The organism is Mesorhizobium sp. P170090, from assembly GCF_057786115.1.
This window is the reverse complement of sequence record NZ_JBYNWH010000001.1, coordinates 2,498,223-2,513,075: the sequence shown is the minus strand read 5'-3', so window position 1 is coordinate 2,513,075 and position 14,853 is coordinate 2,498,223. Positions and strand designations below refer to the sequence as shown.

14 protein-coding genes are annotated in these 14,853 nt (G+C 62.7%); 9 read left to right on the top strand and 5 right to left on the bottom strand.

The window, feature by feature from the left end; translation table 11 throughout:
* Nucleotides 1-197: 197 nt before the first annotated feature.
* Nucleotides 198-845, bottom strand: coding sequence for a ThuA domain-containing protein (locus tag AC3EML_RS11910; protein ID WP_352521212.1), 648 nt, complete (start codon nucleotides 843-845; stop codon nucleotides 198-200).
* A gap of 258 nt (nucleotides 846-1,103) precedes the next feature.
* On the opposite strand from AC3EML_RS11910, the gene AC3EML_RS11905 reads away from it, so the two are divergent.
* The gene (locus AC3EML_RS11905) at nucleotides 1,104-1,748 is read left to right on the top strand and encodes a YjbE family putative metal transport protein (protein ID WP_352521211.1); all 645 of its coding nucleotides are present in this window, start codon (nucleotides 1,104-1,106) and stop codon (nucleotides 1,746-1,748) included.
* Here AC3EML_RS11905 and AC3EML_RS11900 read toward each other — a convergent pair.
* Entirely contained in the window at nucleotides 1,745-3,148 is a 1,404-nt protein-coding gene (locus tag AC3EML_RS11900) for an FAD-binding oxidoreductase (protein WP_352521210.1), read from the bottom strand. The genes AC3EML_RS11905 and AC3EML_RS11900 overlap by 4 nt on opposite strands.
* Nucleotides 3,149-3,375: 227 nt before the next feature.
* On the opposite strand from AC3EML_RS11900, the gene AC3EML_RS11895 reads away from it, so the two are divergent.
* On the top strand, nucleotides 3,376-4,440 hold the full coding sequence (locus AC3EML_RS11895) for a LacI family DNA-binding transcriptional regulator (RefSeq protein WP_031200553.1): 1,065 nt from the start codon (nucleotides 3,376-3,378) through the stop codon (nucleotides 4,438-4,440).
* Here the strand turns inward: AC3EML_RS11895 and AC3EML_RS11890 are convergent.
* The 3 genes from AC3EML_RS11890 to AC3EML_RS11880 all read right to left on the bottom strand — a co-directional run bounded on the left by AC3EML_RS11890 (nucleotide 4,428) and on the right by AC3EML_RS11880 (nucleotide 7,590).
* Complete coding sequence (locus tag AC3EML_RS11890) at nucleotides 4,428-5,360, bottom strand: alpha/beta hydrolase (protein ID WP_352521209.1); 933 nt, start codon at nucleotides 5,358-5,360, stop codon at nucleotides 4,428-4,430. The two genes, AC3EML_RS11895 and AC3EML_RS11890, sit on opposite strands and share 13 nt — an antisense overlap.
* Before the next feature lie 64 nt (nucleotides 5,361-5,424).
* A complete protein-coding gene (locus AC3EML_RS11885) occupies nucleotides 5,425-6,573 on the bottom strand; it encodes a Gfo/Idh/MocA family protein (protein ID WP_352521208.1) in 1,149 nt (382 codons plus the stop codon).
* A gap of 255 nt (nucleotides 6,574-6,828) precedes the next feature.
* On the bottom strand, nucleotides 6,829-7,590 hold the full coding sequence (locus tag AC3EML_RS11880; RefSeq protein WP_352521207.1) for a DeoR/GlpR family DNA-binding transcription regulator: 762 nt from the start codon (nucleotides 7,588-7,590) through the stop codon (nucleotides 6,829-6,831).
* A gap of 162 nt (nucleotides 7,591-7,752) precedes the next feature.
* Between AC3EML_RS11880 and AC3EML_RS11875 the strand changes: the two genes are divergently transcribed.
* From AC3EML_RS11875 to AC3EML_RS11845, 7 genes are all read left to right on the top strand, one after another.
* Nucleotides 7,753-8,553 (top strand): beta/alpha barrel domain-containing protein, encoded by an 801-nt coding sequence (locus tag AC3EML_RS11875; protein WP_023825959.1) that lies wholly within the window; start codon nucleotides 7,753-7,755, stop codon nucleotides 8,551-8,553.
* A gap of 3 nt (nucleotides 8,554-8,556) precedes the next feature.
* A complete protein-coding gene (locus AC3EML_RS11870) occupies nucleotides 8,557-9,507 on the top strand; it encodes a PfkB family carbohydrate kinase (protein ID WP_352521206.1) in 951 nt (316 codons plus the stop codon).
* 89 nt (nucleotides 9,508-9,596) lie between these two features.
* Entirely contained in the window at nucleotides 9,597-10,742 is a 1,146-nt protein-coding gene (locus AC3EML_RS11865; protein ID WP_488505218.1) for an ABC transporter ATP-binding protein, read from the top strand.
* Nucleotides 10,743-10,857: 115 nt separating this feature from the next.
* Nucleotides 10,858-12,105, top strand: coding sequence for an ABC transporter substrate-binding protein (locus AC3EML_RS11860; protein WP_023686995.1), 1,248 nt, complete (start codon nucleotides 10,858-10,860; stop codon nucleotides 12,103-12,105).
* 138 nt (nucleotides 12,106-12,243) lie between these two features.
* Nucleotides 12,244-13,140, top strand: coding sequence for a carbohydrate ABC transporter permease (locus tag AC3EML_RS11855; RefSeq protein WP_023686994.1), 897 nt, complete (start codon nucleotides 12,244-12,246; stop codon nucleotides 13,138-13,140).
* Nucleotides 13,141-13,144: 4 nt separating this feature from the next.
* Complete coding sequence (locus tag AC3EML_RS11850; RefSeq protein WP_023686993.1) at nucleotides 13,145-13,987, top strand: carbohydrate ABC transporter permease; 843 nt, start codon at nucleotides 13,145-13,147, stop codon at nucleotides 13,985-13,987.
* 40 nt (nucleotides 13,988-14,027) lie between these two features.
* Nucleotides 14,028-14,849 carry a sugar phosphate isomerase/epimerase family protein gene (locus AC3EML_RS11845; RefSeq protein WP_023686992.1) on the top strand — a complete coding sequence of 274 codons (822 nt, stop codon included), beginning with the start codon at nucleotides 14,028-14,030 and terminating at the stop codon, nucleotides 14,847-14,849.
* Nucleotides 14,850-14,853: the final 4 nt, after the last annotated feature.

Sequence of the window (14,853 nt, the reverse complement as noted above, 5' to 3'; positions counted from 1 at the left end):
TCTTCTACTTTCCCGTATCCCGACGCCATCCAATCCTCCGAAAAGCCGCCCGTCGAACGATACGGCTCGAGTGTCATGGCATTGGCGATTCCTTCGCCAGCGCGCCCCCAGCAGTGTCGGGAGCGCCGCTTCGCGGAACTGGAAGATCGCTATAAGCAATCCGTCCCACTGCGCTCAGCTTGACGCCAAGCCCGGGATCAGGCCGATCGGCTGGCCCACAGCACCCCACGCTCGAAGATGGTGCGCATTTGCGGGACGGAAAACTCATCCGCGGTGTGGCCGAGCGCGCTGAAGAAGACGCGGCCCTTGCCGTAGCGGCGCTTCCAGACCACGGGCATGACGACGCCGTCGATGAAGTCGAGATGCTCACCGCTGAACGTCGTCGTCGCCAGCACCTCGTTGCTCGGGTCGACATGCATGTAATACTGCTCGGAATGGTAGGCGAAACCCTCGATACCCCTGACGATCGGATCGTCGCTGATGATGTCGACACGGTAGTCGATGATGTCGCCGGGGTGCGCGACCCATTGGCCGCCGGTCATGAACTGATAGGCCGGCTCGTTGCGAAAACTGTCGCCCATTGTGCCGTGGAAGCCGGCAAGGCCGGTTCCGCCGCTGACGGCGGCGGTGAGGTTTTGCAGCTCCGGTTTCTCGATCGTCGACATGGTGATCACCGGCACGATCAGATCGATGACCGGGAGCTGCGGATCGGCGAGCGCGGATGTGCCCTCTTCTATCCGCACCTCGAAGCCATGCCCGGTCAATATCTCGCTGACGACAGCGGCGCTGCGAGCCGGCGTGTGGCCTTCCCATCCGCCCCAGAAAATCAGTGCCGTCTTGCTCATGCTCGTCTCTCCTTTGGTCGGCAATATTGATAGGCAAGCGGAACGCTTTTGTCTTCCTTCCATGATGGGCATTCTGGGACGGGCATTTCTGGTCGGAAATCACGACCCGGCGATGAATTCCCGTGGATGAGGACCGATTGGCCGCGCTGGCGTCTTGTTTCAATGCCGGGCTGCACTCAAATCAGCTGTCTTCGCGTTTGCGCAGACATCGGTCCGATGCGCCCGCAACCAGCCGGAGCCTTCCGGGGAGACCGCTTTATGAGTTTCGACCAGACGACTGTCGCCGCCTATCTGGAAGTCATCACCATCAACCTTGTGCTCTCTGGCGACAATGTCGTGGTGATCGGCATGGCGGCCGCAGGCCTCGCCAAGGCGTTGCGGCAGAAGGCGATCATCGCCGGCATTGCCGCGGCGGCGGTGATCCGCGTCGTCTTTGCGGTGATCGCGGTGCAACTGCTGGAAATTCCGGGGATCATGCTGGTCGGCGGCATGCTTTTGTTCTGGGTGTGCTGGAACATGTTCCAGGAGTTGCGCTCGGCCGGCGACGGCGAGGACGTCGACACTGAAGCCGCAGCACTTGCGACGGCGCGGCCGGCCAAGGCGCTGCGCACCGCGATCCTGCAGATCGTCGTCGCCGATGTCTCGATGTCGCTGGACAATGTGCTGGCCGTGGCGGGCGCCGCCGCCCACGACATGAATGCGCTGGTGTTCGGTCTCATCCTGTCGGTGGTTCTGATGGCGGTCGCCTCGACGCTGGTGGCGGCGCTGCTTGCCAGGTATCGCTGGATCGGCTGGCTCGGTCTGGCGATCATCGTCTATGTCGCGGGAAATATGACTCTGGACGGCATCGAGCAGATGAGAACGGTCGACTTCCACGCGCTGCTCTCGCCAGCTGCAAGCTAGATCCCTCCTGGCGATCGAACGATGTCGAAAATCCGTCCTGGGTTGAGAATGTTGTGCGGATCGAACGCCACCTTCAGCCGGCGCATGGCTGATATCTCGGCGTCGCTGCGCACGAGGTTCAGCCATTTCTTCTTGTCGAGGCCGATGCCGTGCTCGGCCGAGACGGCGCCACCGCATGCCGCCACGCCGCGATAGATGATCTCATAGGCGGCCGCCGGTTCCGTGGTGTCGACCTGATAGTGCAGATTGCCGTCGCCGAGATGGCCGAAGACGTAGATCTCGGCGCTGCTGTCGACGGCGTGGATCGCGGCTTCGGCGTTGCGCAGGAAACCCGCCATGGTCGCCAACGGGATGCTGATGTCGACGCCGATCATGCCCTCGATCGCAAACAGGAATCGGTTGGCCTCTTCGCGCACATCCCATAGCGCACGGAATTCGCGCGGCGACTGCGAGACGACCACGTCGTCGACGATGCCGTCCTCGACCGCCTGCATCAGCACCGAAGCGAAACGCTCGCCGTCCAGCTCGGCCTGGTTGCCCTGGATCTCGGCCAAAACATAAACCGGCGCGCCGGCAGGCAGCGGCGCCGGCGCCGCCATGCCGGCAATCATGGCGCCGTAGAGCGGCGAGAAGTTTACCTCATAGGCCGAAAGCAAGGGCCCGAGCCGCTGCTTGAGCAACCCCAGCAACGCAATCGCCGCCTCCAGCGAGCCAAGGGCGCAAAAGGCGGCAACCTCGGTGGCGGGCTTGGGATGCAGCCGCAGGCAGGCGCGAGTAACCACGCCCAGCGTGCCTTCGCTGCCAATGAAAAGCTGGTTGAGATCGTATCCCGAATTGTCCTTGGCCAGGCCACGCAACGAAGTCAGGATCGAGCCGTCGGCAAGCACGGCCTCCAGCCCCAGCACCTGGGCGCGGTACATGCCGTAGCGCAGCACGCGAATGCCGCCAGCATTGGTGGCGATGTTGCCGCCGACCGTCGCCGTGCCGCGCGCGCCGATATCGACGCCGAACATCAGGCCGGACGCATCGGCCGCTTCCTGCACCATTTGCAGCGGCGCGCCGGCTTCCGCGATGATGGTTGCCGCGGCGCGGTCGGGCGCTTCGACCGCGGTCATGCGCTCCAGCGACAGCACCGCTTCGCCCGGCTGCACGCGCGCGCCGCCGGCCAGCCCGGTGCGGCCGCCATGGACGACCAGCTTCTGGCCGATACCACTGCATAGGCGCAGGATTTCGGCGACGTCGGCGGCGTTGCGCGGACGCAAGACCAGTTCGGGCTGGCCGCCGCCCTTGCCGGAGAGGTCGTCGCTGTAGCGCGGATCGATAGCATCGCCGATCACAACCGCGGCGGCATCGAGCCGACGATAAAGCTGGGAAAGAAGCCGATCGATCTGTTGTGTCATGGTGCCTGGACTGTTTCAGCGCTCTTTGTGACCGAGACTTTGATGCGCGACAATTTTTCGCGTCAATTGAACAAATTTACGCACGGTATAATCTGTCATTGCGCGTTGAACCCACTGACGTTTCCTGTAAATTTCGTCTGCCGTTGCGTGGCGGACGCGCCGGCTGCAGGACCGTGGGCAGCGTCAAGGGATGACCGAGGTTCTGGCGCGTGCCAGACGAGGATTGAATGCCAATGACGCACAAGACGATGGAGGATTTCGCCCGCTCCTGCGGCGTCTCCAGGCCGACGCTGTCGAAATATTTCGACGATCCGACCAGCGTCAAGCCGGCAACGCGCAAGCGCATCGAAGAGGCGTTGCGGTCGTCCGACTACCAGCCCAATCTGTTTGCCCGCAACCTCAACCGCAAGCGCACCCGCGCCATCGGCATTGTCGTACCGACGGTCACCGATCCCTTCTATTCCGAAATGGTCAGCCGCATCGAGCTCAGGCTGCGCGACGAGGGCTACTGGCCGATCGTCATCTCCTCGCATGGCTCAACCGAGCTCGAAATGGAGGCGACACGTACCATCCTGTCGCTGAAAGTTTCGGGCGCGCTGATCGCGCCGCTCGGCTTGCGCTCGGACCGGCGCACGCTGGAGAAGCTGACTCAGACAATGCCGGTCGTCTATTTCGATACCTATCTCGAAGGCGGCACGCCCTTTGTCGGCAACAACAATGCCCAGAGTGTCTCGACCATCGTCGACTATCTCTGCCGCTCCGGCGACGCCCCGATCTATTTCGACATCCCGCATGTCAATCACAATTCGCCGGAGCGCCTGAACAGTTACGTCGCCGCCATGCGTCAGCTTGGCCAGGAGCCGGTGGTTATCGGCGACACCCGAGACTACACATGGGATTTCGAGCGCATCGGCTACGAGCAGATGGAACAGATGCTCGGGGCCAGCGGCCTGCCGGGCAAGACCAGAGGTCTGCCCGGCAAGACCGGGGGTCTGCCCGGCAAGACCATACTGTGTGCGAATGACCGCCTGGCCTTCGGCGTGATGGCGGCAGCCTTCGCGAAAGGGCTGAAGATCGGCCGCAAGGCCGATTGCGACCTGCGTATCGCCGCCCATGACGACCATCCGCTGAGCCGCTACACCTGCCCCGCACTGACCACCATCGCGCAGGATTTTGCCGCCATGGCGGGGCGCAGCGTCGAGACTCTGCTCGCTTTGCTCAACGAGGATAGGGCAAACGTCGCGCCGAAGGTCAGCCTCGACGCCGCCCTGGTGATGCGTCAGTCCGCTTGAGCCTTTCCAAAGGCAGGATCGAAGCTTCGCCACGCGGCAATGGCGGCGGCAACCGCCTGTCTCGCTGCCGGGCCGTGACGGCCCATCGAGACGAAGCCGTGGATCTGACCGGGCCAGTGTTCCAGCACGACCGGCACGCCGGCCTGCTGCAGACGCCTGGCATAGGCCTCGCCTTCGTCGGCGAGGATGTCGCGACCGGCGATGGCGATGAAGGTGGGCGGCGCACCGGCGAGGCTTTCCGCCTTCAGCGGTGAGGTACGCCAGTCGCCGATGTCGGCGGCATTGCGGATATAATGGTCGCGGAACCAGGCCATGGTCGAGGCGGTCAGGCCAAAGCCTATGGCGAAGCGGCGATAGCTGTCCGTCGTCTGCCCGGCATCGGTGTTGGGATAAAACAGAAGCTGCGCTGCCGGCGGATTTTTGTCCCCCCGCGTGAGCAGGCCGAGCACCGTGGCGAGATTGCCGCCGGCGCTGTCGCCGGCAACCGCAATGCGGGCAGCCTCGATGCCGAGTTCGTCCGCCGCGCTTTGCATGAAGTTGAGCGTTGCGCGGCAATCCTCTATTGCCGCCGGGAATTTGTGTTCCGGCGCCAGCCGGTAGTCGACGGAAACGACGACTGCGCCCGCCTCGTTGGCGAACCAGCGGCAGATCTCGTCATGCGAGTCGAGATTGCCGATTACCCAGCCGCCGCCATGGAGATAAAGCAGCGCCGGAGCGCCTGCCGAAGGCGCGCCCTGCCCGCGATAGATCCTGAGCCTCAGCGGACCGCCGGGTCCTGCAATGATGCGCTCGCTGATCGACGCGACCAGCTCGCGCTCGCCTTGCAGGGTCGGGAAGCCTTCATTGTAGGCGCGGCGCGCCTGCTCAGGCGTTCCCGTTTCGAACGGCGGCGCGCCGGCCTGGCTGCCGAGCTCGAGCACATGCCGGGCCTCCGGATCTAGGGGCGACGGGGACGGTGGCGATGGCGTCACGGGCGAACCTCCGTCAGGCAAGCAGGGTTGCGGCTTCGTCTTCGCCAAGCAGCGGCGGCTGGTCGACCGTGCCGTTGACGGCAACCGAGCCACGGCTTTCGCCCGAAGCCAGGATCGCCTCCATGATCTCAAGCACATGCAGCGCCAGCTCACCGGAGGCGCGCGGCTTTCTGCCCGCGGCCAGCGCGCGCGCCAGATCGGCGACGCCGAGCATGCGGTAATTGGCGCGGTCGGGCGCGGAATAGGGCCAGTTGCGGTCGCCATAGAGTTCGCTCTCGCTGGCGAAATCGGCCCAGTCGGCGCCACGCTCCGACAGCGAAACGGTGCCGCCGAACGTGTCGGGGTCGGGCAGCCTGAGCGAGCCTTCGGTGCCGTGCAGTTCGATCGGATGGTTGGAGTGTTTGAACACGTCCCAGGAGGCGCCGAAGGTGACGGTGGCGCCGGAACGGAATTCGAGCAGCGACACTATGTTGGTCGGCGTGCCGACCTTGAATGTCGTGTTCTTGAACGGCCCGTCGGCCGTGATCAGCCTCTCCTCCTGGCCGTGCGTCGCCATCGCCATGACGCGCTCGACCGGTCCGAGCAGGTTGACCAGCATGGTCAGGTAGTAGGGACCCATGTCGAACACCGGACCGCCGCCGGGCTGATAATAGAATTGCGGATTGGGATGCCAGTGCTCCATGCCCCGTCCCATCATGAAAGCGGTGCCGGTCACCGGCTTGCCGATCGCGCCGTCATCCATCAGCCGGCGCGCGCGGCGGCCGGCTGCACCCAGGAATGTGTCCGGCGCCGAGCCGATCAGCAGGCCGCGCTTCGCGGCCTCGGCGACAAGCCGGCGGCCGTCGGCGGCAGAGGTTGCCAGCGGCTTTTCGGTGAAGACATGCTTGCCAGCCGAGAGCGCTGACAACGAAATGTCGAAATGCGCCGCGGGGATTGTCAGGTTCAGCACGAGGTCGATATCGGGGTCGGCCAGCAGCGCGTCAACGCCCAGGGCGCGGATGCCGTATTCCCTGGCGCGCAGCTCAGCCATGTCAGCGGAAATGTCGGCGCAGGCGCGTAGCTCGACACCACCGAAGAGCGCTGCATTGCGCAGATAGGTCATCGAGATGTTGCCGCAGCCGATGACACCGATGCCGAGCTTTGTCTCTGATTTTCCGTGCATTTCCAGCTTTCCTCCGAAGCCAAGGGCATGCTGCGCAACCGTTGCAGTTCCCACGACCCCCCGCAATCCGCTATACAGGACTTTAAATGTTGACGCGCGTAAAATTTTTATAGAGCATGTGAGAGTTCTGGCGCAGGATTGGGAGGTCGCCAGCGTGAGGAGGAGAACATGACCGGCATGAAAAACGGCCGACGGCCGCTGCGAAGCCCGTGGGTCATGCGCGCTTTCCGTCGCGCATCAGAGACCGGGATGGGTTCAGGCATAGATCACCTTGGCCCCGATCCTATCAAGCTCGCTGCGTATTGGACCGGGCAGGCCATCGTCGGTGATCACCACGTCGACGGCCGACAGCGAAAATGCCTTGGACGTCCCGCTGACGCCCCATTTGCTCCAATCGGCGAGCAAGACAACGCGCCGGGCCATGCGAACGAGGTTTCGCTTCGTCCGCGCCATGTCTTCGTTCACGTCGACCACATCCAGTGACGAGTCTATCGCATGCGCCCCAACAAAGACCTGGTGCGCTACCAGGCCGCCGAGAGCCGTATCGGCATCGGTGATCAGCGTGCTCACCGTGTCGGGATAGACCCGGCCGCCGATCATATGAACGTCGAGCCCGGGACGATGCATAAGATGCTGCACGATATTCATGGCCGTGGCCGCGACCACGACATTGCTGAGCGGCGGTAACTGCATGGCAAGCTGCATCAAGGTCGAGCCACCGTCGAAGATGACCGACTGGTTGTCCTCGAAAAGGTCGAGCGCCGCCCGGGCGATGCGCTTCTTTGCGTCGAGGTTCGTTTGCATCCGCCGGGCGAACGCGGCCGTCGTCGAATCGGTGGTCCGGGTCACCGCCCCTCCACGGGTCTTGGTCAGCAGTCCCTTGCGGTCCAGTATTTCGAGGTCGGAGCGCACCGTGACCTCCGACACGCCAAACCCGTCCGACAGGTCCTTGATGCGAACCTGTCCGCTGCGTTGCACCTCACCCAGGATCGATTGGCGTCTCTGCTCCGACAACATTGCCCTGCCTTGCCTTCCCGCGCCAGGCAATCGCCCTGGCCTTTGCTCACCTTACCGAGAAATATGCAGATTCGAAAGCTTTCGAAAGATTGTTTTTCTTTTTTCTTTCGGAAACACTGGATCGAGCATTTTTAAATCAACCGATCAGGGAATTTTGGACTCATGAGCCTAGGAACCAAGGTGCGCCTCGCGCGCCTCTTCTCGCATCCATCGGGGAACCTTTTTGGCGGCGCGGTCGACCACTTCGTCGGCTATGGCGACGTGCGCAAAGGCGGCCTTGCCGACCTGCCGGGTGCGCTCGCACGCGTCATGGCGGGCAAACCCGACTACGTCAGCATCCAGCCTGGCACCGCGCGCCATCTGTGGCCGCAATATGCGGGCAAAGCTTCCCTGGTGATTCAGGCGGGCTGCTTCACTGCGGACGATCGCATCAGCGAGTTGATCGCAACGCCCGAGGACGCGGTGCGCGCGGGCGCCGATGCGTTGGCCGTGGCCATTCCGGTGCGCGGCGCGACGGAGGGCAAATACATACGCTGGCTGACCGATTCGGTGAATGCGGCGGCTCGCTACGGCATGCCTGTGGTGGCGCATATCTACCCTCGCGATTTCACCGACGGAGCAAAGATCGTCTTCACCCCCGACGAGATCGCCTATGCGGCGCGCATCGGCTACGAGTCCGGCGTCGACGTGATCAAGATCGGCTACACCGGGGATTTCGAGTCATTCAAAGAGACCGTCCGGACCTGCCCGGTGCCGGTTGTCATCGCGGGCGGTCCAAAGACCGATACGCTGCTCGGCGCGCTTCAGCAGACGGCGGACGCCATCCGTGCCGGCGCGCACGGCGCCGTGGTCGGCCGCAATCTCTGGGGGCATGGCGATCCGGAGAAGGCAGCGCTTGCCTTTCGCGGCGTCATCCATGACGGCCTTTCGGCGCAAGACGCCCTGGCGAAGGCGGGTGCCTGAACGATGCCCACCATCCCCTCGATCCTCGGCTTCGGCGCTATTGCGATCGACGACATCGTCTACGTCGATCAGCCATTGTCGGCGGGCAAGGGTAAGGTTCTGCAAAGTACCCGCGCCTTCGGGGGAAATGTCGCGACGGCGCTGGCCGCCGTCGCGCGGCTCGGCGGAACCGCCGGGTTCGTCGGATGGCTGGCCAGTGCCGCGGACGACGCGGTGCAGCTCGATCTCGTGGCGAGCGGTATTGAAACCGCATTCGCGCCGCGCCATCCCGACGCGCGCCCGGTGCACTCGCGGATCACCGTCGGCTCGGACGGGGAAAGGTTCATCGCGTATGACGACGATGCGATGCTGGGCACCGCTCCGGACTTTCCGGACGATATCCTCAGCCGCGCAACCGTCCTGATCGTCGATAGCTATGCGACCGGGTCGCTGGATGTCGTGGCTCGGGCTCGCGATCTCGGCCTTGCGATCCTCGGCGATATCGAATGGAGCAGCGGCCCCGCCACGGAGCGGCTGATCGCGCTCTGCGACCATCTCATTCTTCCACTTAGCTTTGCACGGACTGCCACGGGGCGCCGATCGCCTGCCGAGATGCTCGATGCCTTGTGGTTGCCATCGCGATCCGCCGTGGTTCTGACCGATGGAGGCAGGGGTGTGTACTATCGCGGCCGTGAAGAGACAGGTCTCTGGCACCTGCCCCCGCACCGGGTTGCGGTCGTCGACTCCACGGGCGCGGGTGACTGCTTTCATGGCGCCTATGCCCATGCGTTGACGCGCGGAGCCGACACCGCGGGCCGGATCGCATTCGCGGCCGCGGCGGCGGCCGTTTCGATAACGGGGCGTGGCGGGCGCGAGGCGCTTCCGACCGAGGACCAGGTCACGCAACTCCTGGCATCGGCGAACGCGCCGTCAGTAGTCCAACTGAAAAATGCGCATGTGGATGCTGGAGTATGACCTGAAACGATCCGACGAAACATTTCGCAGGCGAACACAAGCCCAGGAGAATCATAAAAATCAGGGCTTATACTTGTGGAGGCAGGAATATGGCAGAAGTCATTCTTGAGAAGATCTGCAAAACCTACGGGAACAGTTTTCGCGCAATCGACCAGTTGAACCTGTCGGTCAAGGACGGCGAGTTCTTGATCCTCGTCGGGCCTTCCGGCTGCGGCAAATCCACGGCGTTGCGAATGATCGCGGGGTTGGAAGACATCACCAGCGGCAGCCTTCGGATCGGCGGCATCGACGTCGTCGACATGCCGCCCAAGGACCGCGACATCGCGATGGTGTTCCAGAGCTACGCGCTCTACCCGCATATGACGGTATCCGAAAACATCGCCTTTTCGATGCGGCTGGCAGGCAAGCCGAAGGCCGAGCGCAAGAAGCGCGTGGACGAGATCGCCAAAACTCTTCAGCTGACGTCTTTGCTGGACAGCAAACCCGCGAACCTGTCAGGCGGGCAGCGTCAACGGGTTGCCATGGGCCGCGCCATGGTGCGCGAGCCGGCCGCCTTTCTCATGGACGAGCCGCTTTCCAATCTGGATGCGAAACTGCGTGTGCAAATGCGCGCCGAAATCACCAGCCTGCAAAAGCAGCTCGGCGTCACGACCATTTACGTGACCCACGATCAGATCGAAGCGATGACGATGGGCGACAGAGTCGCGGTGTTGAAAGGCGGTGTGCTGCAGCAGGTCGACACACCCAAGAGGCTCTATGAATTGCCGGTTAACGCCTTCGTTGCCGGCTTCATCGGCTCTCCTTCGATGAACCTTTTCGAGGCGACCCTGAAGGGCGGCGAGCTCGCTTTTCGCGACTTCGCCGTCCGGCTGCAGGATGCAGCCTTCGTGCGCAGGCCGGCCTTGAGGTCGTATGCGGGGCGCAAGGTCGTGTTCGGGATCAGACCGGAGGATCTTTATGACAGCAGCCTTGAATCCGGTCGCAAGTATCAGACGATACCGGCCAGGGTGACCTCGATCGAGGAACTCGGCTCCGAACAGATCGTCCACATGAACATCGACGCGGTCCGGGTGGACTCCGGCGATCCGGATGCGGTGGACGATTTCGGCCTGGCGTCGAACGCGGTGGCGAGGTTCGAGCCGATCAGCGCCGTCCGCTCCGGCTCGGAAATCCGGTTGGCCGTGGATGATGCCAAGTTCCATTTCTTCGATCCCGAAACGCATCTGGCGATCTGAAGATCTGCGGAAGACCGCGGGCGGGAGCGAGGTGCCTGCGGAAGATACAAGAAGGCTTCTGAATGAACAGACGATCGTCCGCATTGTGCGGCCGATCTTGAAGAAGGAGGAGAAAATGATGTTTCGGATACGACCCGCGATGCTGAAAATAGCCGCGGCCGCATGGTTGCTTGGTGCAACCGGCGCCATGGCGGACACCACGCTGGAATTCACCCAATGGTGGGAGCCCGAATTGCCGGGCGGCTCGCTCAGGGCAATCATGAACGACTTCGAGGCTGCAAACCCCGGCATCAAGGTGACGCTGGTCAGCGGTCCCTATGCGACCACGCGAGACCAGATCTCGGTCGGCGCCGCAACCGGAACGCTCAGCGACGTCGTCGGTCTCGACGGCGCCTGGGTGAACAATCTGAACGCGCAGGGTGCGCTGGCCGACATGAACCCGATGATGGATGCGAGCGGGTTCGACAAGACCCAGGTCGCGGATATCATCAAGGTGGACGGCAAGGCGGTGATGTTTCCCGTGGCTTCGTTCGTCTATCCGGTCTTCGTCAATCTGGACCTCGCCGCCCAGGCAGGCGTCACCAAGCTGCCGTCGACCCGCGCGGAGTTTCTCGAAGCCGCCAAGAAGATGACCCATGCCGACAAGAACCAGTATGGCTGGGTGCTGCCCCTGTCGCTGCAAACGCCGTCCGGTGTCCAGAACGACCTGATGTCGTGGGTCTGGGCCTCGGGCCAAACGATGATGGTTGAAGGCAAGCCGGCTCTCGAGGGCAAGCCGGTCGTCGATATGCTCACCTTCGTCAAATCGCTGAACGACGCCGGCGTCATCTCGCCCGGCATTGCCACCAAGACCGAGCAGGAGAAGGTCGAGGAATTCGTCAACGATCGGGTCGGAATGATGATCGACTCGCTTGCGCATGTGAACCTCATCCGCAAACGCAATCCCAAGCTGAACTTCGACCTGATCCCGGTCCCGGTCGTGGCGGACTACAGCGGCAAGCGCGGCCTTCCCTACGCCTCCTGGGGCATCGGCATCTCCGCCGCCTCGAAACATCAGGATGAAGCCTGGAAGCTCGTCCAATATCTGATGAGCGAAAAGGTGAATGCCAAGCTCGTGTCGCTTGCAAACGCCTTCCCGGGCAACGTCAACGCCAAGCCCGATTTCGTGACCTCGGACAAGGCTTTCGCCAAGGCTTTCGAAATCTTCAAGACCGGCTATCTCGCCAACGAGTTCACGGGCCTGCCGGTGGCTGAAGACCTGATGACTCAGTTCGACGTGGAGGCTCAGAAGATGCTTGCCGGCGAGCAGTCTCCGGAACAAGCCGCAACCAACGCTCAAAAGGGCTGGATGGCGAAATTCTGAGCGGCCCATTGCCCGTTTGCTATCTTCCACCGGTGGCCCGGCCTCGCCAGGCCACCCGTCAACAACGGATCGGCAATTTGAGATGGACCTGTTTTTGAAGCGCACCTTCCTCTTGAAGGCACATCCCAGGGCTCGCACATGACCGGGCAGAAGCGCTCCCACCATCGACTGAAACGAGCGGTCGCACCCTATCTCTATCTGTCACCATCGCTCTTCATAATCGGCCTTCTGATGCTGCTGCCGATGGTGACGGTGATTGGCTATTCGTTCCAGAACAGCGCGGTGCTGCGTCGCGACCCGTCCTTTGCCGGACTGAAACACTACCAGGCGATCTTTGCCGATCCGGTGTTCTGGGCCTCGCTGTGGCACACGCTCTACTTCACCTGCATGAGTGTCGTCTTCCATATGACCATCGGCATGCTCTTCGCACTCATGCTGAACAGCGACCGCATCAATCCTACGCTGCGCAACATTCTGCGCGTGCTGTACATACTGCCCTGGCTGTTCACCGCGGTGATTATCGCGGTGATCTGGCGCCTGCTGCTTGAGCCGAACGGTGTCGTCAACAGCGTTCTCATGCAGATGGGCATCATCGGTTCCAAGGTCGAGTGGTTTTCCTCGCCCGCGACCGCGCTGCACGCCGTCACCTTCGCCAATATCTGGGCGGGCTACCCGCTTTTCATGGTCAGCCTGCTCGCAGGCTTGCAGGGCATTCCCAAGGATTTCTACGAGGCCGCCGATATCGACGGCGCGAAGGCCTACCAGAAGTTGATCTTCATCACCATTCCGCAGCTGATGCCGATCATCATCAGCATCTCGCTGCTCGACTTCATCTGGACCATGCAGGTCTTTCCATTGATCTGGATAACGACGGGTGGCGGTCCGATCTACTCGACCGAGGTCCTCAGCACCTACACATACAAGCTGGCGTTTTCGAGCTACAACCTGTCGCAGGCCTCGGCGAGCGCCGTGGTCATCCTGCTGATCTCTCTCGGCCTGACGCTGTTCTACATCCGCTATCAAAAGGCTCGGTAGTCACATGAGGAAAATGCACACGCCCAAAGACAGGCTGATCACCGCCGCGCTCCATGTCGCGCTTGCCGCAGGGCTCTTTTTCGCGGCCTTCCCGATCTACTGGATGCTGAGCAGCTCGTTCAAGTCGAATACCGAAATCTTTGCCCTGCCACCAACCGTCCTGCCGAAGGCCTTCACGCTGGAAGCGTATGCGGCCATCCTGGGCGACCCGGTAAAGCTGCGCTTCTTCTTCAACAGCTACTTCGTGGCCGGAGCGGTGACCGTGCTGACGGTGCTGATCGCCTTGCTGGCGGCCTATGGGTTCAGCCGTTTCAATTTCCGCGGCAAGGGCAGCCTCAACACGCTCATCATCAGCACGCAGACGATCCCGCCGATCACGCTTTTGATCCCCTTTTTCGGGCTTGTCGTCTCGTATGGCATCTTCGACACCTATGTCGCGCTGATCCTGACCTATCTGGTGTTTACGCTGCCTTATGCGATCCTGCTGATGACGGGATATCTGAACACCTTGCCCCGCGACCTCGATGAAGCGGTGGCTGTCGACGGCGGCACCAGTTGGACCGCGCTGTGGCGGGTGATCGTGCCGATTTCACTGCCCGGTATCGTGGCGACGTCGGTCTACACCTTCCTGTTGTGCTGGAACGAATTTCTCTTTGCGCTGACGCTGACGAAGTCAACGTCCATGCGCACCGTCCCGATCGGCATCCAGCTGTTGATGGGACAACACGCCTTCGAATGGAACCAGATGATGGCGATGAGCGTGCTCGGCTCGCTGCCGCTCCTGGTCATCTACCTGGTTGCCCAGAGGTTCTTCCTCGCCGGCATGACCGCAGGGTCGGTCAAATAGGATGTCCCTCCAACGGAGAGTGGAATCAAGAAACGAAAGGATGACCGTGAAAGACCTGAAAGTCGGTTGCCAGACCTTTACCTGGGAAATGCTCGGCGACCGTTTTGCCGGCAGCCCGGACGATCTGCTCAAGGCGATCGCCGATGGCGGCTATGCCGGCATCGAGATCACCGACACGATGATCGGCCGCTATGCCGGCAAGCCAACGGAGTTCGCCGCCGCGCTGAAGTCATCCGGGCTGACGCTCGTCTCCTTCGCCTTCGGCTCCAAGAGCGGTTTCACGCTCAGGGATGAGATCGGCGCCGACCTCGATACCGCCAAACGCTGGATCGACTTCGCCGCCGCCTTTCCCGGCGCGCTGGTGTCGATGGGCTCGGCCACGATCGTTTCCGACGGGCCGCGCGACCACAAGTTTGCCATCGCCGCCGAGGCCTACAACAAAGCCGGCGAGCTCGGGCGCGAGGCCGGCGTCCAGGTCGCGGTGCATCCAAGCTCGCATCACAACACGCTGCTGTTCGACCGCGCCGACTACGACCGCATCTTCGGGCTGCTCGACGCCTCGCTGGTGGGCTGGGTGCCCGACACCGGCCACATCTTGCGCGGTGGCCAGGACATGGCGGATACGCTCACCACTTATCGCGACCGCATCCGCTATGTGCATCTGAAGGATGTCGACGCGAATGGAACCTGGGCGATGCTCGGCAAGGGCGTCTGTGACACGGCGAAGGTGATCGAGATCGCTGGTGCTGCACCCAATTTCAACGGCTGGCTGGTGCTGGAGGAAGAGTCCGAAACGGCCGCCGCCGACCCTGCCGGCGCCGTCAAAACCAACCGCCAGACAATGCGCGGCTACGGAGCCTAAGACG